Genomic DNA, 19,422 nt, shown 5'->3' with positions numbered 1-19,422 from the left:
CTCTCAGCTGAGCCGCAGCCGTTCGACGGGGTGCGGGCCCTCCGTCTCCAGCCGGTACTCCTCCCCCGACTTGGCCTTGTTCTCCTCGATGACGGCCTCGCTCGGCGGCTGCTCGCCGCCGTGGATCTGCTCCTGGAACTTCTCGAAGCGCTCGTGGGCCTCCTGCACGTAGCCCGTGCCGATCGTGGTGTAGTCGATCTGCGTGGCGATGAGGTCCCTGACGTACTCCTTGTTCGGCTCGAAGGTGACCGGTTTCGGCAGCTTCGGCGAGACGACCTCGGCGACGTCGCGGGTGTCGTGCTTGTTGAACATCTCGGCCGCCAGGCGCAGGTGCTCCAGCTCCATGTTGAGGTGGAGCTCCCAGATCGCCTTCACCTTCGGATCCGTCTCCGTCTCCATGAAGGAGTGGTAGAGGTAGCACTCGTTGTACTCGTGGTTGAGCAGCATCTCCCACCAGGTCTCCCCCGGGTCGACGAGCGACTCGTAGTGGGTGACGTGCTCCTCTTCGATCAGCCCGATCTCCTGGTAGAGCCGGCGGGCGATCGGCTCCATGTACTCGGGGCCCACGTTCATGTAGAAGTTCATCGTCTGCTGCTCGGCCGACATGATCGTCAGCGCGTGCAGCTTGGAGAGCGGGTCCACCGTCGCCCTGTCGTACGGCTCGCGTACGTTGTCGACGGGATCGCGGTGATGCATGATCGTCGGACGGCCCGGCATGACCTCGGTGAGCTGATCGACGACCTTCTCGGCCTTGCGGTGCTCGATCATCTCGTACAGGTTGGCGTAGCGGTAGAGATGGTCGAAGTCCTCCAGCACGCCGAACTGGTAGGCCTGCTGGAGATACGGGTCCGGCTCCATCCTGGCCACCCAGGCGGTGAGGTCCACCGCCACCTGCTCGTAGGCGAGCGTGGTCTCCAGCACAGAGGCCAGCCCAGGCAGCAGCCAGTTGACCGCCTTCTGCTGCTGCGCCTCGATGTAGCGCACCCGCGCGAGCTGCTGCTTGATCTCGGTGTCCGGGCAGTGCCTGGCCATCTGGTGGCTGAACATCACCGCTTCGACCTCGATGCCGTTCATCGCGATGATGCGGCAGCGGGTGTAGGGATCGGCGTGGTCGGGATCGATCGGTGTCACGTTCAGCTCGCGCCAGTTGCGCAGCTGCTTGTCCAGCGGGATGCCCCGCTCGCGCAGCGGATTGAACGTCATCGTTCGTGTCCTCCTGAATCGGGTCGATCCCTGCCGCTACCCCCGATGCGTGAGAGCCAACAGATCGCCGCGCGACATCGTCCAGCCGTCAGTCCTTCAGCTCGGCCAGCCAGCGCAGGGCGCGCAGGCCCGGCATGAAGCAGTACTCGCCGCCTCGGGTGACCACGAAGCTGGGCAGGTTCTGCAGGCGGCGCCGGATCGGCTTCTGCGGGATGGTGGCGCTGCCTGTTCCGTCGTGATGCCCGGCTACCGGGTCCTTCTCGCCGGGGAAGCCGATGAAGTTGCCGTCGTTGACCCACTCGGTCTTGATGAACTCAAACTGGCGTTCGAGATAGGCTCCGATGAAGCTTCCGATCAGGCCCCGGTCGGCACCGTCGTCTTCCAGCACGCCCTCTGGCAGCGGCGGGCCGTAGGTGGCGCCGCGGCGGATGAGGCGGTGCATCCGGGCGTCGCCGATGATGGTGGCATCGCGGGGATTGGCACGCCGGATGTGCGCACCGGCGGGGCATCGGAAGCCGCGATCGTCGTTCTCCCGGTACAGGAAGTCGTTGTTGCGGTGCGGATCGGCGCCCAGCGCCGGGTCGTCATGCTCCGGGTCAGCGCCAACGGCGCCCCGCTCGGCCAGCGCCCGACCATCTTCGCCGCCAGGAGCGCCTCTTCCTGGGCGCTGGAGGTGTTGGACGGTCAGATCGGGATAGGAGCTGACGAAGACCCCCGCGGGCGCCTGCTGGGCGAGGAACCAGTCCTTCACCTTCGGATCGGGTGATGCCGGGGAACCCCTTCGGTGTGCGAGAAGACCTTGTCGAAGCGGCCCCCGATTGCCGTCTTGCCGAAGTCGTCGATGTAGGTGTCCCATGAGCCGTCGAAGACGCTGGCGAACAGGTGCCTGGTGCCGTTGTCGAATATCACGTGACGTGCGTCGTGCAGGGTGCTGATCTGGCGCAGCGCCGCACGGGCCTCGGCGTCATCCGACCCGCTGGCGAGCGTGGCGAGATCCTCACGCAACGCATCCGCATGGCCCGGCTTGATCTTGGTAACGACGGTGAACTCGCTGCACACCCCATCCCTCATGCCCGGACGCTCGGGCTGACCTGATGGAGTTGTGTTTGACGTCGCTGTCATAGTGAGCCTTTCCTGCCACGGATCGTCCAAGAGGATCCAGGCGGCTCAGGGAATGAGGCGCCATCGCCCTCATCTGCCATTTGTGACCGCGCCGTGCCAGCCGCACGAAAAGGGCCGGTCAAACAGCGGGAGCAAGCCGACGCCGTGACAGTGGGGCGCCTGGACGGCGCTTCGTCATCGCGGAAGCGGATCCGGGCACTTGCTCGGGAGTCACCACGATCGGAATCGTGACTTATCGCCATCTCTTCCAGGTGACCGCCCCGGCGATCAGCAGCGCGGCCGCGGACGCCCCCGCCCACCTTCGCTGGCGGGCGATCCGCCGCTCCACCTCGGCGTACGGGGTGGTGGTGAAGGAGACCAGCTCGTAGCGGGAGACGTAACGCCCGGGCAGCATCCGCTCCAGCGCGTGCTCGATCCTCTTCTGCGCGAGGAACACCCTGGAGCCCACCTTGTCGCGCATCTCCACGAAGTTGTCCAGCGCGAGCCTGGCGATGACGTCGGTGTCGGCCTTGCGCCGCTGGAACAGCTCGAGCGCCCCCGCGAAGTCGTCGCCCGTCTCCTCCAGGCACCGGTCGAGCTCGACGCAGTCCTGGAAGCCGCAGTTGGCGCCCTGGCCGTAGAAGGGGACGATCGCGTGGGCCGCGTCGCCGACCAGCCCGATCAGCGTGCCGCCGACCGCGCCGTGCCACGGGTCGCAGCGCATCGTGACCAGGTGGCCGACGGGGTTGCGGGCGTAGTCGGAGGCCAGGTGCGGCATCACCTCGGCGGCGTCGGGATACTCCTGCGTGAAGTGGGCGCGGACCCGCTCGGGAGTGTCCAGCCTGGCCAGCGCCTCATGCGGCCAGAACAGCGTGCAGGTGAACGACTTGTCGGGGTTCGGCAGCGCGATCATCATCGACCTGCCGCGCGGCCAGATGTGCAGCGCTCCAGGGTCGAAGGCGAACTCGCCGAGCTTGGGCGGGATCGTCAGCTCCTTGTAGCCGTAGTCGAGGTACTCCTGGCTGAAATCGGTCCCCTGCAGGGCCTGCAGCCTGGCCCTGACCGCGCTGTAGGCGCCGTCGGCGCCGATGACGACCTGCGGACCCTTCTCCGTGACCGGCCCGCCGTCGGTCTCGAACTCCAGCGTGCCGTTGCCGATGCCGGCCAGCCGGTGGCCGAACCTGGCCGTGACGTTCGGGTGCGCCTCGGCGGCGTCGAGGAGTTTGCGGTTCAGAGCGGCCCTGCTGATGGAGTTGATCGCGTGCGAGCCGTCGGCAGAGTAGGGCTGGAAGGTGAGCGCGCCGTCGGTGGCGTGCATCATCCTGCCCGGCATCGGCAGCGCCTCGGCCAGCACCTCTTCGGCCAGGCCGAGCCTGCGCAGCGCGTCGATGCCGCGCTCGGAGATCGCCAGGTTGATCGACCTGCCGCGTTCGGCGCCCGCCGCCCTCGGGTCGGGGCGGCGCTCGTAGAGGGTGACCTCGTGGCCGCGGCGTGAGAGGTAGCAGGCGAGCAGACAGCCGACCAGACCGGCTCCGACGATGGTGACCTCCACAGTGGCTCCCTTCCCTCCTTTTTCCTTCGTACGGCCCGGCGAACGAAAACGCCACCGCCCGACGGCCCGGCCCGCCGTGGGCGACCGGCATGTCGCTTCTCGAGAGCAGGAGGTCAGGAGAGGCCCGGTTTCTTGGGCGGGACCCTGCGGGAGAGGTGGTCGGCGATGGCCAGGGCGGTGGTGCGCCAGATGGGCGTGCGGGGGGCGATCACCGCGAAGTGGTCGCCTGACATCTCCATGTAGGTGACCTCGTCCCCCGCCTCCTCGGCTGCCCTGGCGTACCTGCGGCTGAAGTCGACCAGATCGAGGTCGTCGCCCGAGCCCTGGACGATGAGCTGCGGCACTCCCAGGGGGAGGCGGAGCAGAGGGCTGGAGGAGGTGTACCGCTCGTGCGGCACCTCGCTCTCCCCTGAGGCGTGACCGCCGAGCGCCGCCGCGACCGCGCCCGAGCTGAGGTGGCGGCGGTCGCCCTCCTCCAGGTCGAGCACTCCTGCGAGGGACACGGCGAGCGCCACGCCCGCGCCGTCGGCCGCGGCTCTGAGGGCCAGCTGGCCCCCGGCCGAGTGCCCGACGACCGCCACCCGATCGAGGTCGAGCAGCATCCCCTCCCCCGAAACGGCTCCAGGCAGAGTCGTGGTCTCGGAGGCGGCCATGGAGGGGAGGGCGGCGAGGCCGGCGGCGATGTCGGCGGTGGTGGCGTCCCAGCCGTGCAGGTCGGGGCGGCGGTACTCCAGGTTCCACGCGGCGAATCCACGGGCCGTCAGGTCGGCGCAGAGCGCCTCCATCAGGTCGGCCGCCCAGATCGAGCGCCAGTATCCGCCGTGCACGAGTGTCACGACCGGCACCGCTCCCCTCGCGGCGTCCGGCGCGTCCGGCAGGTGCAGGTCGCCCCACTGCTCGGGGTGCGGGCCGTACGGGACGCGCAGCGGGCGGTGTCGCAACCGGTGGACGGCGTGCCTGATCGCCCACGCGAGCCCCTCGATCCCCCTGCCGTGGATGTGCGCGGCGCCGTCCACCCTGCGGACCTTGCCGAAGTCGCACCAGACGATCTCGCCGCCCTGCTCCATGAGCGCGCGCGTCTCCCGCGAAGCTCCGGGAACGACCACGACGGCCCCGTCCTCGGCCGCGCCGGCCGTACCGCGGAGAAGAGTGTGGGTCTCGGTGGCGTCGCGGGCGTGTGTGAGCACACCGCGCACTCCCAGGGCCGCGAACTCCCGTTCGGCGACCTCCCCCACCAGCGCCCTGTCCGCCCGCAGTCCGGGGCCGACGATCACCCGTACGTCCGTCATGAGGCAAGCATGCTGATGGACCCGCTGGAGTCAAAGCCCATATGGACTTTTATCGACCTTTCTTCCGGATATGGAGGGGTGGCAGGCACCCTACGAGGAGGGAAAACGGCGCCATGACGGACAAGTTTCTGACCAACCGGCAGGGACACCCCGTTTTCGACAATCAGAACCAGCGCACGGTCGGCGCCCGCGGGCCCGCGACACTCGAGAACTACCAGTTCCTGGAGAAGATCAGCCATTTCGACAGGGAGCGCATCCCCGAACGGGTGGTCCACGCCAGAGGCGTGACGGCATACGGCTACTTCGAGGCGTACGGCATGCTCGGTGACGAGCCGATCTCCCGCTACACCAGAGCGAAGCTCTTCCAGGACCGGGGCAAGCGCACCGACCTGGCCATCCGCTTCTCCACGGTCATCGGGGGGCGCGACTCCGCCGAGACGGCCCGCGACCCGCGCGGCTTCGCGGTGAAGTTCTACACCGAGGACGGCAACTGGGACCTGGTCGGCAACAACCTGGGAGTCTTCTTCATCAGGGACGCCATCAAGTTCCCCGACGTCATCCACGCGCTCAAGCCCGATCCCGTGACGTTCAGGCAGGAGCCGAACCGGATCTTCGACTTCATGTCGCAGACGCCCGAGAGCATGCACATGCTGGTCAACCTGTTCAGCCCGAGAGGCATCCCGGCCGACTACCGGCACATGCAGGGCTTCGGCGTCAACACCTACAAGTGGGTCAACGCCCGCGGCGAGACGCACCTGGTGAAGTACCACTGGATGCCGAAGCAGGGCGTCAAGAGCATGACCCAGGAAGAGGCCTCCAAGGTGCAGGCGCTCGATCTGGGGCACGCGACCAGGGACCTGCACGAGGCGATCGACAGGGGCGACTACCCCGAGTGGGAGCTCCTCGTGCAGATCATGACCGACGACGAGCACGCCGAGCTCGACTTCGACCCGCTCGACGACACCAAGGTCTGGCCGGAGAACGAGTTCCCTCCGATGCCCGTCGGCAAGATGGTGCTCAACCGCAACGTGGCCAACAACTTCGCGGAGAACGAGCAGATCTCCTTCGGCACCGGTGTGCTGGTGGACGGGCTCGACTTCTCCGACGACAAGATGCTGGTCGGCAGGACGTTCTCCTACAGCGACACCCAGCGTTACCGGGTGGGGCCCAACTACCTGCAGCTACCGGTGAACCAGGCCAAGCACGCCGACGTGCGGACCAACCAGCGCGACGGCCTGATGACCTACCACGTCGACGGCGAGGGCGAGAACCCGCACGTCAACTACGAGCCGTCGATCACCGGCGGGCTGCGGGAGGCGGAGTACCCGACGCACGACGAGCAGGGTCCCGTGCTGACGGGACGGCTCACCCGCAAGCGCATCCCGCGCACCAACGACTACCTGCAGGCGGGCCAGCGCTACCTGCTCATGCAGGAGTGGGAGCGCGACGACCTGGTGACCAATCTCGTCGCCAACCTCAAGCAGTGCGACCGGCCGATCCAGGAGCGCATGGTCTGGCACTTCCTCATGGTGGAGGACGACCTCGGCCTGCGCGTCGGCCAGGGGCTGGGCATCACGCCCGCGGACGTCGCCCACCTGGAGCCCCTGCCCAAGCAGGAGCTGAACGAGGAGGAGACCAAGAGGCTCTCACAGCTCGGCAAGAACGGCCCCCGCGACGTCGCGGGGCTCACGATGACACACTGCGTGCCGAACGGGAGGGTGTGAACGCCCAGACCGCCAGCCACACGCTGCTGCCCATGATCACCATACCGAGGGGCACGTGCAGGGCGACGGCGCCCGAGCCGCCTGTCGCCGACTGAACGAAGCCCAGCAGGACGATTACCAGGCTGGCCAGTGCGGGCCAGCCCGGGCCCCTGCCGGGGCGCCACATGAGCACGCCGGTGACGAGCAGGAGCAACCCGGCGACATGGACGGCTCCGGCGCCCGTGCCGTGCATCGCGCTGCCCGCGCCACCGAGCAGCTGACCGGCGGTGAAGGCCTGCAGGAGGACCGCCACCACGTTGACCGCGGTGAAGATCTTGAAGGGGGTGCGGAATCTGACCATGTGGACCAGGATCGGGCGAGCGGCGGACCCGCGCATCCGCCACCGGTCGTCATCGCGACTACATCGGCGGGTGTAGTCCTGTCACAGCGGCGGCGCGATGGCCTGGGCGTCCAGGCCCTTGAACCACAGGCCGATCATGAAGGCGGCCGTCGCCTCCAACAGTGCGGCCCTGGCCAGCCCTCCCCCGTCGTACGGCGTGCAGCCCAGATCCTCGACCAGCCGCCGCACCACCGCCAGCGCCCCCTCGTCGTCCCCGCACAGCGGCACGGCCAGCGGGCGACCGCCGAACACCGGCGGCGTCATCCGCCAGACGTCCACGTGGCACAGGTTGAACGCCTTGACCACGTGCGCTCCCGTGGCGGCGGCGAGCCGCTCGGCCATGGGATGGTCGGCCGTCAGCTCGCCGTCCTCGATCGGGTTCGTGCAGTCGATGAGCACCTTGCCGCGCAGCGACTCGTCGACCACGCCGAGCGCGGCGTGGGCGGGGACGGCGAGCAGCACGGCGTCGCCGTACGCCATCGCCTGGGCGAAGGAGCCCGAGCTCCTGCCGCTGGTCCTCACCTGGTGGCCCGCGCGCGTCCACTGGGTGCCGAGGGCGTCGGCCATGCCGCCCGCGCCGAGAATGCCGATACGCATCCGTCCTCCTCAAGGGTGTAGGTAAGGACGAAGATAGAAAAATCAATAGATACCGATTGGTGCGTGCCGGGATGTTCCTCGCTGACTGCCAGGCCAGGCTGGCCTTCGACCTGCTCGCCAACACCTGGAACGCGGTGGTGGTGTGGGCGCTGCGGCACGGGCCGAGCCGCCCTGCCGACCTGCGGGCCACCATCGGCGGGATCAGTCCTAAGGTGCTGAACGAGACGCTGCGCCGCCTGGAGTTCAACGGGATCGTCTCCCGCACGGCCTACGCCGAGGCGCCGCCGAGGGTGGAGTACGCGCTGACCGAGCTGGGCCTCAGCATGCTGGAGCCGATCGAGGCGTTCGGCGTGTGGGCCTTCGAGCACGCCGAGGAGGTCATGGCCGCCCAGGACGGCTTCAGGACGTGACGGCCCCCGCCTCGCTGACCAGCCGCAGGGCGCGGCGGGTGAGCGGGGAGAGGCCGCCTTCGGCGTCGAGGAGCGTGCCGTCCAGGTCGGTCGCGATCAGGTGGGGATGGCTCATGCCGGGCATGATCCGGCATGAGGCTCAGCGCGGGATCAGCGCTTTGATGTCGGAGAAGACCCTGTCGTGGGCCGCGGCCGCCTCGGGGGAGGCGTCCTGGATGAAGCCGTGCTCCAGCCCCGGCTCCTGCCTGTGCACCACCCTCACACCGGCCGCCGCGAGCCTGGCGGCGTAGGCGTCGCCCTCGTCGCGCAGGGCGTCGTTCTCGGCGGTGACCAGGAGCGTGGTCGGCAGGCCGTACAGGTTGGGCGACAGCAGCGGGCTGGCGGCGGCGCGAGCGGCGGGTTCCGGCACCCACTGGGCGACGAACCAGGCGAGCGTGTCGGCGTCGAGCCCTGAGCCCGAGGCGACGCTGGCGCAGGAGAGCGTGAGGTCGGTGTTGGGGCAGAGCAGCACCTGGAGAGCGGGCACCGCGCAGCCCTCGTCGCGCAGGCGCAGGCAGGCCATCGTCGCCAGGTAGCCGCCGGAGCTGTCGCCCGCGACGGCGACGGGCCTGGCCCAGCGCAGCACCTCCACGGCGTCGTCGAGCGCCGCGGGGCACGGGTGCTCGGGGGCGAGCCTGTAGTCCACCGCCAGCACCTCGACGTCGCACTCCAGCGCGATCCTGCGGCAGGTCCTGTCATGGGAGTCCAGATCGCCGATCACCCAGCCGCCGCCGTGCAGGTACACCATCAGCGGGCGGGGGCGCTCGGCGGGACGGTAGCGGCGCAGGCGCAGCCCTGAGGGGCTGGTCAGGTCGAGAACCTGGGCCAGCTCCGGTCCCGGTGGGCGTTGAGGGGTACGCGCCCTGAGCTCCAGCAGTCTTGTGTCAGACATAACGGCACATAGTAGGGTTTCCGGGTGCCTGAAAAAGCCGGAATCGGCTCTGCACTTCGATTCGCCACCGAGTTGCTCGCCTGGATCGCCACGCCGTGGGCCCTGGCGCCACACTCCGTGCCGCTGGCCGTACTGTCGGTGATCGTGTTGATCGGGCTCCCGACCCTGTTCTCCACGCCCGGGGACAAGCGTCACGTGATCGTGGCCGTACCCGGTGTCGTCACGATCCTGCTCGTGCTGCTCCAGCTGGTCGCGGCCGTGGCGTCGTCATGGCTGGCGTGGGCCCCCGCGGTCGCGGTCGTCGTGTCGCTCCTCGCCGCCGCGACCGTCGTGACCGAGCTGCCCCGCTGGCGCCGCCTGCTCAGGTGAACTCCTCCCAGACCAGCAGCCCGTCGCGCGCCTCTGGCGAGCCCTCCAGGGCGCTGCGCACGACGGTCAGCACGATCTCCAGGGCCTGGATCGAGTCCACGCCGGAGACCTTCCTCTCGTGCTCCCATCCGGCCAGCCCGTCGATGCGGTAGGGACACGACCACTCCCCCGTCGGCTCCTCGTACGGCAGGCCGACGGTCACCGTGACCTCGCGCTGCGGCTCGGTCAGCAGCGTGAGAACACGCTGGGCGATCTCGTACATGTCAGGTGATCTACCCAGTCGGCCCCCTGGCGAAAGTGATCACCATGAAGCGGTCCGCACCGTTTCGTCCGGTGACCGCCATGCCCGACACTCGTCCTCGGAAGGCGACGAGACCACCTCGAGGATGGATGACATGACGCGTGTGCTGCTGACCGGGTTCGAGCCCTTCGGCGGGGAGACGACGAACCCGTCCTACGACGCCGTCGTGCTGGTCCCCGGGGTGAGCGTGGCCCAGCTGCCCTGCACGTTCTCGGGCGCGCTGACGGCGCTGCGCGAGGCCGTCGACCTGCACGATCCCGAGCTGGTGCTCTGCACAGGGCAGGCGGGAGGGCGGACGGCGATCTCGGTGGAGAAGGTCGCGATCAACCTCATCGAGGCGCGCATCCCCGACAACGAGGGGCGCAGGCCGTACGGGGTGCCGGTGGTGGAGGGCGGCCCCGACGCCTACCTGTCCACGCTGCCGGTCAAGGCGATGGCGCGCGCCGTGCGCGAGGAGGGGATCCCCGCCGAGGTCTCCTACACCGCGGGCACGTTCGTCTGCAACCAGGTGGCCTACGGCCTGGCGCACCTGATCGCGACCGAGCGGCCCGGCCTGCGGGGCGGCTTCGTGCACGTGCCGTACGCGCCGCACCAGGTCACCGGGTCCGGACGGCCGAGCATGGAGACCACCACGGTAGCGCGTGCCCTTGCCGCCCTGGTCAAGGCGGCTGACAGCGCCGAGGCCGAGCTCGCCGAGGGAACCGTCCAGTAGAGTCGCGGGCATGAGCGAGCCGTTCGGCGTGCGGTTGCGCGCGCAGATGGAGCGGCGAGGGCCGCTGTGCGTGGGCATCGACCCGAGCCCCGCGCTGCTGACCGCGTGGGGCCTCGACGACTCCCCCGCGGGGCTCGAACGCTTCACCTTCACCGTGGCCGAGGCGGTGTCCGGCGTGGCCGCGGCGGTCAAGCCGCAGTCGGCCTTCTTCGAGCGGTGGGGCAGCAGGGGCGTGGCGGTGCTCGAGCGGGTGATCCCCTCCCTGCGCGAGGCGGGAGCGCTGGTGATCCTCGACGTCAAGAGGGGCGACATCGACTCCACGATGGCCGGCTACGCCGAGGCGTACCTGGAGCAGGGCAGCCCCATGGCCGCCGACGCGATGACCGTCAGCCCGTACCTGGGGTTCGGCTCGCTGGCGGGCGCGATCACCACCGCGCGCGCCAACGACGCCGGCGTGTTCGTGCTGGCCCGCACCTCCAACCCCGAGGCGCTCACCCTGCAGTCGGCCGTGGCCGACCAGATCTTCGAAGGGGTGGCGGCCGCCAACGAGGGCGAGGACGACCTCGGCTCGGTCGGAGTGGTCGTGGGCGCGACGCTGGACAAGGTCGGCCACCCCCTCGACCGCCTGGGCGGGCCCATCCTGTCGCCTGGTCTCGGCGCCCAGGGCGGCTCTCCCTCCGCGGTGGCCAGGCTCTTCTCCGGCGTACGGCACGCGGTGCTGCCCTCGGTGTCGAGGGCGGTGCTCACCGACCCCTCGCGCGTCAGGAGCCAGGTCGAGCGCTACCGCGACGAGTGCGTGGAGCACCTGAGAGGCTAGAGCTCGATGACGAGGTCCGGTCGTTGAAGAAGCCGCGGAGCATGCCCGGCAGCAGTCCGAGGACCAGCAGCAGGGCGAGGACCGGGAGCCAGGCCAGCCGCTGCAGCAGCCAGACGGGCTCGGCGGGAGATGTCAGCAGGCCGGGAAGGTCGCCGAAGCGCAGCGCCACCAGGACGGTCACCAGCAGCGCGGTCTGATGCCACAGGAAGATCGTCATCGCGGACAGGTTTACCATCGCCACCGCCGCCCACAGCGGGGGCCGCCGCATCAGGCGGGTGAGCGGCCCGCGCAGCAACAGCGCCAGCCCCACCTGGGCGATCCCGAAGCAGACCGCGGCGAGCGTGGGCGGGCTGAGGTTGGAGACCTTCGCGCCGGTCACCCCCACCATGCTGGCCGGATAGCCGAACCCGGCGACCAGCGCCACGGCCCCGGCCGTACCTCCCGCCAGCAAGCCCACCGCCGCCCGGCGGGAGGTGAACGCGCCCTGACCCCAGGCGATGCCCAGCGCGTACGGCACCAGCCAGCCGGCCGCCAGGTTCACCCACCCCAGCCAGGCCGGCCCGCCGAGGGCGAACCTGCCCACGTCCACCGCGAGCACGACCCCGGCCGCCGAGACGATCAGAACGCCCGGCCGCGCACGCACCAGCAGAGGAGTGGCTGACGTGAGCGCGGCGAAGACCGCGAGGAACCATACCGGCGCGGCCACCGGCAGCACCAGCGCCCTGATCGAACCGGGCGGCATGCCGTTCAGCATCAGCCCGGCCGCGATCCCCGCCCAGATCAGCGCAGGTGCCCCGACCGGTCGCAGAAGCCGCCCCATCTTGGCCCGCACCCAGGCCGGACGCCCCTTCGCCGCGCGCAGGCTCCGTGCCGCCGCGTAGCCGCCCACGAAGAAGAACACCGCCAGGGTCTGCAGCACCCATGACGCCGGCGTGAACTCCGGCAGGTGGATGAGCGGGCTGGAGACGCGTATCGTTCCGCCGGGTCCGCGCGCCCACGCCGTGACCATCCAGTGCCCCAGGACCACCCCCAGGATCGCCAGCGCGCGCAGCGCGTCCACCCCCCGGTCCCTGTCCGCCGGAGTGGCCGTCGCGATCCGCGTCGCGACGCTAGCCACGGGACACCTCGCCGGTCCGGCCGAGGGCGATCAAAGTGAGGTTGCGCAGCGATTCACTGCCCGGTTTGAGATAGTCGCTGTGTCCGGCCTCACCCGTCGCGAACAGGTGGGCGCCGAAGGCGGGGGCGGCCGGATCGGGACCGAACCCGAGGGGTCCGAGCCGGAGCTTGGGCACGCCGCGCATCCAGTCCTGGGCGCCGCTTCCCGCCCACAGCCGGGGCCCGCCCAGGTCGGCGGCGGCTGAGACGCCGAGGCCTGGGCTGCCGAAGACGGCCAGCTCGGCGGCGCCCGACCCCGGAGCGGCCTTGGCGCACACGACCGATCCGTAGCTGTGGCACAGCAGGCTGACCCGCCTGCCCCTGAGCGTCTCGGTGACATAGCGCCTCAGCGCCCCGCCCCCTGCGACGGCGGACGTGTCCGTCGCCACCGCGAGGCTGACGGTCGCCGGGCTGTCGTAGCCGAGCCAGGCGACCACGGCCAGTCTGGAGCCGGGGTCCAGCGCCCGCGCCTCGGCCAGCAGCGCGCGGGCACCTCCCCCCGGCGTGCTGTACGGCTTGGCCCTGCCGCCGTCGAAGGTGGCGGCCGTGGTGTCGGAACCCGGGACGATGACGGCGACGTGCTCCGCCGTGCCCAGATCCCCATAGACCTTGACGATCCGGTCACCCTGGGGAGCGGGGACGATGAGGTAGGTCAACGCTGCGGCGGCGGCCACTGTGCGTGCGCGGCGGAACATGCGAGCCTTTCTGACTGGATGGAAGAACCAGTCAGAACGCTAGAATTCATGATCGTCGATCACATCACACTGGGGTGCCCACCTCCGTGTCCCTCCACGGAGGGAGAGGGTCTGACCGCCTGCCCGCAACAGGCCCGTCCCGTAGGCGTGGACGATCCAGCTTCGCCAGGATGCGGCTCACGTGAGTCTTGACGGTCTGCTCCGGCAGGCACGCGCTCCTCGGCGATCTCCTGGCTGGAGCGTCCCTGGTCGTCGGCGACGAGAGCCCGGATCGTCACGCGTTCTCCACGATCGGGAGTATGGCGGTGACCGCGAACCCCGTCCCGGCAGGCCCCACCCACAGGCTTCCGCCGAGCATGGACACCCGCTCCCTCATCCCGATCAGGCCGTGTCCCGCGTGTCCTGCGTGTCCCGGTTTCGCCGGGGAGCCGCGCCCGGCGCTGTTCGTCACCTGGATGTGCAGCTCGGCTCTGGAACGGGCGATTCTCATCGAGACGGCCGATCCGGGCGCGTGCCGCATGGCGTTGCTGAGCGACTCCTGCGCGATCCGGTAGGCGGACAGGCTCACCGCCGTGGGCAGCCCGAGCAGGTCGCCCACCAGCTTGAGCGTCACGGTGAGCCCGGCGGAGCGCGCGGTGGCGACGAGCTCCTCCAGGCGGCCGAGGCCGGGCTGCGGCGCGGTGTCCGTGCGCCCGTCCTCGTCCCGCAGCACGCCCAGCACGCGGCGCATCTCGGTCATGGCCGCGAGCGAGAGCGTGCGGATCTCCGCCATGCCCTCCTCCAACTGCCTGGGCTCCCCGCCCGCCTTCAGCGGGATGGCCTCCGCCTGGATGGCGATCACCGACATGTGGTGCGCCACGACGTCGTGTAGTTCCCTGGCGATTCTGGCCCGTTCCTCCAGCGCGGCCTGCCCGGCCAGCGCCCGCTCGCTGCGCTGCTCCTCCTCGGCCAGGCGCGTGGCGGCCAGCCGCCGGGCGCGCACGTTGTAGCCCAGGATCGCGGCGACGGCCAGCAGGGCCGCACCGCCCAGGATCTCAGGGCTCCACAGCAGATCAGGGGCGTGGGAGGGGTCGAGCGCCCCCGCGGCAAGCACGGAGAGGACCCACACGCCCAGGGTGGTCTCCCGTTCGCAGCGTGTGGCGACGGAGTAGACGACCAGCGGGTAGGTGATGACCGCCGCCACGGAGTAGGGGGTGGAGACCAACGTCTGCACGATCGGGACGCTCAGGAGCATGCTCACCGTGGCCAGCCGCCAGGCCGCCAGCGGCCACCAGGTGCGCAACAGCAGGGGCAAGGAGGACGCCGCCGCCGCGAACCACAGGAACGCCTCGGGGAACACGCTCGCCGGGCCGCCGGGAGAGAACGCCACCAGCCGCCTCTGCCCCTCCAGGAGGTCCGAGAGCCCGGTGCTGAACAGGCCCCAGGCGAGCAGGATTTCGGCCAGCAGGACCAGATCGATGGTCCGGAACGGCAGCAGGCCCAAGAAGGCGGGCATGGGTGGCCCCAGACGGCGTGATCGAGGGAACGACGGCCCGGATTCTCCCTTGACCAGGGCTAGGATGATCGGCCGGGTCAGCTGCCTGAGGCCGTCGCGCAAGATCACTTACCTATTTTAGGCGATTGCGGCGCAGGTGGCGTTATACCTCAGAGTGGTCGAAATCATCACTCCTAAGAGTGATGATCACACGACGACGGCCCTCCACTCGGGCCCGTACCACCAGGCGCACGGTAGCTGCGAGCTCTGGGCGACGGGGCCTGGCCCCCTCAGGAACAAAAACCGCGTGGTCGCAGGTCGATCTCCCTGGGGGCGCCAACGGCGCGCTCCTTCCCTGAAGGCTCAGCCGGTGTTCAGCGCGGCGTCGATCTCGGCGCGGGTGGGCATCGAGGTGCTCGCGCCCTCGCGCTGGACCGAGATCGACGCGGCGACCGAGGCGAAGTGGAGGGCGTCGGCGGGCGCCATGCCCTCCGAGCGGGCCACCGACAGCGCGCCGACGAAGGTGTCGCCCGCGGCGGTCGTGTCGACGGCCTTCACCCTGACCGCGGGCACGCGCAGGCGCGCGCCTTCGCGAGAGCCGTACAGGCCGCCCTCGGAGCCCAGGGTGATCACCGCCTCGGGGACCCGCTCGAGCAGCGCGTCCAGCGCCTTGTCCTGGTCGGTCAGCCCGGTGATCGCCGCGGCCTCGTGCTCGTTCGGGACGATGAGGCTGACCGCGTCGAGCAGCTCCTCCGGCAGCGGCTGGGCGGGCGCGGGGGTGAGGATCACCGCGACGCCCGACAACTGGGCGGCCTGGGCCGCGCCGATGACGGCCTCCATGGGCAGCTCCAGCTGGAGCAGCAGCGCGGAGGAGCCGGCGATCACGCTCAGGTCGTCGCCGGAGGGTTCGGTGACCCTGCCGTTCGCGCCGGGCACGACGATGATCGAGTTGCCTCCCGCGTCCTCCACCACGATGTGCGCGATGCCGCTCGGGCCCTCGACCCGCCGCAGCGCGGCGACGTCGACCCCCGCCTCCTCCAGGGTGGCGCGCAACGCGGCGCCGAAGGAGTCGTCGCCCACCGCGCCGAGGAAGGCGACCTGGCCGCCCGCTCGGGCGGCGGCGATCGCCTGGTTGGCCCCCTTGCCGCCGGGGATGGTGCGGAAGGCGCGCCCCGTGACCGTCTCTCCGAGTTTGGGCGCCGAGGGGACGTAGGCGACCAGATCCATGTTCGCGCTGCCGAAAACCGAGATCATGACTCCATCATCCTCTCCGTGCGCTCGGCGAGCTCACCCAGCGCGATGCCGTCGAACCCGGTCAGGCTGGAGGCCAGGCTGTCACGCATCCTCCACCGCTCGGGCACGCCTCCGTTCAGCGCTCCGGCGATCGAGCCGACCGTCGCGCCCGCCGAGTCGGTGTCCCAGCCGCCCGCGACCGCGCCCGCGATCGAGGCGGTGAAGTCACCCTGGGCGTGCACGAGGGTGGCGGCGACGAGGGCGGCGTTGTTGATCGTGTGCACCCAGTGCAGGTCGCCGTGCCGCTCGTGCAGGCGGTCGAGGACCTGCTCGAAGTCGGCGGCGGCCGAGGCGTCCTCGACCGCCTGCCGTACGGCGCCTGCCAGCCTGGAGCGCGGAGGGACGACGGACAGGCCCGCCTCGACCACTTCCTTCACCGAGGTGGCGACCAGCGACTGGGCGCACATGGCGGCCACGAACATCGCGCCGTAGACGCCGTTGGCGGTGTGGGTGAGGCGGGCGTCGCGCCAGGCGTACTCCGCCGCGGTCGCGGGGTCGCCCGGGTTGACCCACCCGTAGAGGTCGGTCCTGATCAGCGCGCCGATCCACTCGCGGAAGGGGTTGCGATAGGTCGCGGTCAGCGGCGGCTCGATCCCGGCCAGCAGGTTGCGGTAGGCGACCCGCTCGGCGGTGAACGTACGGCCCGCAGGCAGCTCGTCGAGCCACAGCTTGGCGACGTCGTCGGTGGTGAAGCCGCGTCCGTGCCGCTCGAGCACCGTCAGGGCCAGCAGCGGGTAGTTGAGGTCGTCGTCCTCGGGGACGCCGTCGATGTTCTCCGCGAGGGAGTTGACCGCGCTGCGCCGGTTCCACGGCCACCGCCTGGCGATCTCGTCGGGCAGCCCGACCGCGGTGAACCACCCCTGGATGGGCCAGTTGCCCGTGGCCTCGGCGATCTGCCTGATGCCCTCGCGCGGGATCTTCTCCACCGGCTTGCCGAGCACGCAGCCCGCCGCCCTGCCGAGCCACGCCCCGAGCACGCGGGCGGGCTCGGGCCTGGCCGCCGGCCTCCCGTCCTGGAGGAGGTCCGCCTGACGGGCGGGCCAGCTCGGGCAGGCGGCGATGATGTCGGCCAGCTCCGTGGGCTCCTCCAGGGGCGACCTCAGCGTGGCCAGCTCGTCCAGCAGCTCCTCGGCCAGCCCGCGCAGCCGCAGGGCGCCGGCCTCGGAGGCCCCCGCCCTGGGCGGCGCGTCGTGGCCGCCCGCCGCGTGCCAGCGGGCGGTGATCTCCCGCACGTCGCGTCCGTCCTCGGCGGCCTGGCGCAGCTCGTGCCCCACCAGGTCCTCGGGCTGCACCCAGGTGAGCCTGATCACTGGCCGGCCAGCTCGGCGAAGGCGTCCTCGTGGGCCCTGCGCCTGGCCAGGTCGTCGCGGTGGATCCGCAGCGCGACCTCGGCGATGGCGAGCCCGGGGGCGACCAGGTCCGTACGGCTGGCGGTGCCGATCTGCTCGACCCAGTCGGACGGCACGGCCGACAGCCCGCCGAGAGCGCCCGCGATCGCCCCGCCCATGGAGGCGATCGAGTCGGCGTCGCGCCCGTAGTTGACCCCGCCCAGGACCGTGTCCCTGACGTCGCCCTTGGCGATGAGCAGGAACGCCAGCGCGAGGGGAAGCTCCTCGATGCTGTGCACCCGCGAGGGCCGCCGGGCGCCGAGCCCCTGGTCGCGGTAGGTGTCGGCGACAGTGTCGTAGGGACGCATGGCCGCGCGCAACCCCTCGAACGACCCCTCCCAGTGGCCGAAGTCGCGCGCTCTGGAGCACACGGCCTCGATCGCGGCCCTGGTGCCGTCCTTGGCCAGCCTGATGGCGGTCGCCACGACCGAGTCGGCGCTCGCGCCGGGTCGCATCGCCTCAGCGACGGCGGCTGCCATCACGCCCGCGGCCTCGCGGCCGTAGGAGGACTGGTGGGCGCCCGTCAGGTCGATCGCCTCGGCGTAGGCGGCGTCGGGGTCGCCGGCGTTGACGATGCCGACGGGCGCGACGTACATCGCCGCGCCGCAGTTGACGATGTTGCCGACGCCCGCCTCACGCGGGTCGTTGTGCCCGTAGTGCAGCCGCGCGACGATCCACTTCTCCGCCAGGAACACCCGCTGCAGCGGCAGCGCGTCGGCCTCCAGCTCGGGGATCCACTGCTTCTCGCCCATCATCTCGGGCACCATGTGCTCGGCCATGGAGTAGGCGTCGAGGTGAGCGCCCGCCTTCTGGTAGACGCGGATGAGCGCGTGCGTCATCAGGGTGTCGTCGGTGATGTGGCCGTCGCCCTTGTGGTACGGCGCGATGGGCCGGGCGTTGCGCCAGTCGGCGTTGAAGGGCGGGACGACCCCCTCGACCGTCCCACCGTAGCGCTGCGTGATCTGCTCGGGAGTCCAGCCCTCGGTGGCGCCGCCGAGCGCGTCACCCACCGCCGCTCCCGCCACGCAACCAGTGGCCCTGTCCTCCAGCGGCGTCATGCGATTCCCTCCGAAATATCCAGTAGATCCCTGCCGGCCAGTTCAGGCAGGCAGCACCCGGCCAGCCTCCGTGCGGAGGCGGCCCACCCCTCAGGTATCCCGCCGTATCCGCCGCAGGCGCCCGTGAGCGCCCCGGTGAGCGCGGGCGCCGAGTCGGCCACCGCCGCCAGGCACGCGGCGGCGGGCACGGCCTCGACCAGCGACCCGCCCGAGACCTCCGCCAGCGCGAGCGCCACGGGCACGGTCACCGCCGCGGAGACGGCGTAGCTGTAGACATGGTCGATCAGTTCGGCGTCGAGCGCGGGCACGGCGGCGAAGGCCCCTCCCGCCTTGCGCGCCACCCGCAGCGCCGCCCTGGCGTTGACGCCGATCGCGCTGTCCTCGGGCAGCTGGGCCAGCGCCGCCTCGACGGCCAGCGCGGCCGAGCCGCCCGACACCGCCGCCGCCACCGCCGCGGCCATCGCCCTCGCGCCGAGCACGCCGTCACCCGCGTTGGTGATCTGCGCGTCGCGCGTGGGGTCCTGTCCCACGGCGCCGAAGGCCACGGCCCTGACGGCCGCGGCGTCGTCGAAGAAGTGCGGGTTGTCGTGCCCGCTGGCGGGCGGCTCGAGGCCGCCGCGCAGGTTGCCGAGCGCGGTGGTCACCGAGATCCGCGCCCGCAGGTCGTCTCGCCCCGACAGGTCGAGAAAGGCCCGCACCCTGTCCTGCGAGAGCGTCAGCGCCGTCCACGCCAGCCACTCGGCGTCGTCGGAAGGGCCGACGGCCAGCGGCGCGGTCGGCTGGTTCAGCGCGAAAGGCACGGGCAGCGTCGTGACCCTGTGCTCCTCGGCGAAGGCGTCGAGCTCGCGGTGCAGCCGTCTGCTCCATGGCGCGTGCAGCGCCGCGCGGTGCCGTGCCGCGGGCCAGCCGGCGGCGTCGCCCACGGCCAGCCCGACGAAGGCTCCTGTGATCCTGTCCCCCGACATGTGCTGTCC

The 19,422-nt window shown here is 70.9% G+C and carries 22 protein-coding genes; 5 read left to right on the top strand and 17 right to left on the bottom strand.

Annotated features, from left to right (window positions below; genetic code table 11):
• Positions 1 to 3: 3 nt before the first annotated feature.
• From ABFX50_RS22575 to ABFX50_RS22555, 5 genes are all read right to left on the bottom strand, one after another.
• Positions 4 to 1,203: a hypothetical protein gene (locus ABFX50_RS22575; protein WP_346149286.1), complete on the bottom strand. Its 1,200-nt coding sequence runs from the start codon at positions 1,201 to 1,203 to the stop codon at positions 4 to 6.
• An 88-nt stretch (positions 1,204 to 1,291) separates the two neighbouring features.
• Positions 1,292 to 1,954, bottom strand: coding sequence for a hypothetical protein (locus ABFX50_RS22570; RefSeq protein ID WP_346149284.1), 663 nt, complete (start codon positions 1,952 to 1,954; stop codon positions 1,292 to 1,294).
• Entirely contained in the window at positions 1,951 to 2,274 is a 324-nt protein-coding gene (locus tag ABFX50_RS22565) for a hypothetical protein (RefSeq protein ID WP_346149282.1), read from the bottom strand. Before ABFX50_RS22565 ends, ABFX50_RS22570 begins: the two co-directional genes overlap by 4 nt.
• A gap of 283 nt (positions 2,275 to 2,557) precedes the next feature.
• On the bottom strand, positions 2,558 to 3,856 hold the full coding sequence (locus ABFX50_RS22560; protein WP_346149280.1) for an FAD-dependent oxidoreductase: 1,299 nt from the start codon (positions 3,854 to 3,856) through the stop codon (positions 2,558 to 2,560).
• A 113-nt stretch (positions 3,857 to 3,969) separates the two neighbouring features.
• On the bottom strand, positions 3,970 to 5,145 hold the full coding sequence (locus tag ABFX50_RS22555; RefSeq protein WP_346149278.1) for an alpha/beta hydrolase: 1,176 nt from the start codon (positions 5,143 to 5,145) through the stop codon (positions 3,970 to 3,972).
• 113 nt (positions 5,146 to 5,258) lie between these two features.
• On the opposite strand from ABFX50_RS22555, the gene ABFX50_RS22550 reads away from it, so the two are divergent.
• Positions 5,259 to 6,869, top strand: a complete 1,611-nt coding sequence (locus tag ABFX50_RS22550; protein WP_346149276.1) for a catalase — start codon at positions 5,259 to 5,261, stop codon at positions 6,867 to 6,869.
• Here ABFX50_RS22550 and ABFX50_RS22545 read toward each other — a convergent pair.
• Positions 6,832 to 7,209: a hypothetical protein gene (locus ABFX50_RS22545; protein WP_346149274.1), complete on the bottom strand. Its 378-nt coding sequence runs from the start codon at positions 7,207 to 7,209 to the stop codon at positions 6,832 to 6,834. The genes ABFX50_RS22550 and ABFX50_RS22545 overlap by 38 nt on opposite strands.
• Before the next feature lie 81 nt (positions 7,210 to 7,290).
• Positions 7,291 to 7,845 carry an NADPH-dependent F420 reductase gene (locus ABFX50_RS22540; RefSeq protein WP_346149272.1) on the bottom strand — a complete coding sequence of 185 codons (555 nt, stop codon included), beginning with the start codon at positions 7,843 to 7,845 and terminating at the stop codon, positions 7,291 to 7,293.
• Between the two features lie 71 nt (positions 7,846 to 7,916).
• Here ABFX50_RS22540 and ABFX50_RS22535 point away from each other — a divergent pair, with 71 nt between their 5' ends.
• The gene (locus ABFX50_RS22535; protein ID WP_346149270.1) at positions 7,917 to 8,255 is read left to right on the top strand and encodes a winged helix-turn-helix transcriptional regulator; all 339 of its coding nucleotides are present in this window, start codon (positions 7,917 to 7,919) and stop codon (positions 8,253 to 8,255) included.
• Here the strand turns inward: ABFX50_RS22535 and ABFX50_RS22530 are convergent.
• Both ABFX50_RS22530 and ABFX50_RS22525 read right to left on the bottom strand, forming a co-directional pair.
• On the bottom strand, positions 8,245 to 8,370 hold the full coding sequence (locus ABFX50_RS22530; RefSeq protein WP_346149268.1) for an HAD family hydrolase: 126 nt from the start codon (positions 8,368 to 8,370) through the stop codon (positions 8,245 to 8,247). The two genes, ABFX50_RS22535 and ABFX50_RS22530, sit on opposite strands and share 11 nt — an antisense overlap.
• Positions 8,371 to 8,394: 24 nt before the next feature.
• The gene (locus ABFX50_RS22525; protein ID WP_346149266.1) at positions 8,395 to 9,186 is read right to left on the bottom strand and encodes an alpha/beta hydrolase; all 792 of its coding nucleotides are present in this window, start codon (positions 9,184 to 9,186) and stop codon (positions 8,395 to 8,397) included.
• A gap of 24 nt (positions 9,187 to 9,210) precedes the next feature.
• On the opposite strand from ABFX50_RS22525, the gene ABFX50_RS22520 reads away from it, so the two are divergent.
• Positions 9,211 to 9,555 carry a hypothetical protein gene (locus tag ABFX50_RS22520; RefSeq protein ID WP_183659696.1) on the top strand — a complete coding sequence of 115 codons (345 nt, stop codon included), beginning with the start codon at positions 9,211 to 9,213 and terminating at the stop codon, positions 9,553 to 9,555.
• Here the strand turns inward: ABFX50_RS22520 and ABFX50_RS22515 are convergent.
• On the bottom strand, positions 9,548 to 9,817 hold the full coding sequence (locus tag ABFX50_RS22515; protein WP_183659695.1) for a DUF6968 family protein: 270 nt from the start codon (positions 9,815 to 9,817) through the stop codon (positions 9,548 to 9,550). The genes ABFX50_RS22520 and ABFX50_RS22515 overlap by 8 nt on opposite strands.
• A 133-nt stretch (positions 9,818 to 9,950) precedes the next feature.
• Between ABFX50_RS22515 and pcp the strand changes: the two genes are divergently transcribed.
• The gene (gene pcp / locus ABFX50_RS22510) at positions 9,951 to 10,568 is read left to right on the top strand and encodes a pyroglutamyl-peptidase I (RefSeq protein WP_346149263.1); all 618 of its coding nucleotides are present in this window, start codon (positions 9,951 to 9,953) and stop codon (positions 10,566 to 10,568) included.
• Between the two features lie 10 nt (positions 10,569 to 10,578).
• Entirely contained in the window at positions 10,579 to 11,385 is an 807-nt protein-coding gene (pyrF, locus tag ABFX50_RS22505; protein ID WP_346149261.1) for an orotidine-5'-phosphate decarboxylase, read from the top strand.
• Here pyrF and ABFX50_RS22500 read toward each other — a convergent pair.
• The 7 genes from ABFX50_RS22500 to ABFX50_RS22470 form a co-directional block, all read right to left on the bottom strand.
• Complete coding sequence (locus tag ABFX50_RS22500) at positions 11,330 to 12,502, bottom strand: acyltransferase family protein (RefSeq protein WP_346149259.1); 1,173 nt, start codon at positions 12,500 to 12,502, stop codon at positions 11,330 to 11,332. The genes pyrF and ABFX50_RS22500 overlap by 56 nt on opposite strands.
• A complete protein-coding gene (locus ABFX50_RS22495) occupies positions 12,495 to 13,235 on the bottom strand; it encodes an alpha/beta hydrolase (protein WP_346149257.1) in 741 nt (246 codons plus the stop codon). The genes ABFX50_RS22500 and ABFX50_RS22495 overlap by 8 nt, the downstream gene beginning before the upstream one ends.
• Before the next feature lie 274 nt (positions 13,236 to 13,509).
• The gene (locus ABFX50_RS22490) at positions 13,510 to 14,730 is read right to left on the bottom strand and encodes a sensor histidine kinase (protein WP_346149255.1); all 1,221 of its coding nucleotides are present in this window, start codon (positions 14,728 to 14,730) and stop codon (positions 13,510 to 13,512) included.
• Between the two features lie 342 nt (positions 14,731 to 15,072).
• Complete coding sequence (rbsK, locus tag ABFX50_RS22485) at positions 15,073 to 15,963, bottom strand: ribokinase (RefSeq protein ID WP_346149253.1); 891 nt, start codon at positions 15,961 to 15,963, stop codon at positions 15,073 to 15,075.
• Positions 15,960 to 17,312, bottom strand: a complete 1,353-nt coding sequence (locus ABFX50_RS22480; RefSeq protein WP_346149251.1) for an ADP-ribosylglycohydrolase family protein — start codon at positions 17,310 to 17,312, stop codon at positions 15,960 to 15,962. Before ABFX50_RS22480 ends, rbsK begins: the two co-directional genes overlap by 4 nt.
• Positions 17,309 to 18,448, bottom strand: a complete 1,140-nt coding sequence (locus ABFX50_RS22475; protein ID WP_346149249.1) for an ADP-ribosylglycohydrolase family protein — start codon at positions 18,446 to 18,448, stop codon at positions 17,309 to 17,311. Before ABFX50_RS22475 ends, ABFX50_RS22480 begins: the two co-directional genes overlap by 4 nt.
• Positions 18,445 to 19,413: an ADP-ribosylglycohydrolase family protein gene (locus tag ABFX50_RS22470; protein ID WP_346149247.1), complete on the bottom strand. Its 969-nt coding sequence runs from the start codon at positions 19,411 to 19,413 to the stop codon at positions 18,445 to 18,447. Before ABFX50_RS22470 ends, ABFX50_RS22475 begins: the two co-directional genes overlap by 4 nt.
• Positions 19,414 to 19,422: the final 9 nt, after the last annotated feature.

Source organism: Nonomuraea recticatena (assembly GCF_039533245.1).
Classification (GTDB): Bacteria; Actinomycetota; Actinomycetes; order Streptosporangiales; family Streptosporangiaceae; genus Nonomuraea; species Nonomuraea roseola.
Note: the sequence above shows the minus strand (reverse complement) of the source record. Positions and strands in the feature narration are given on the sequence as shown.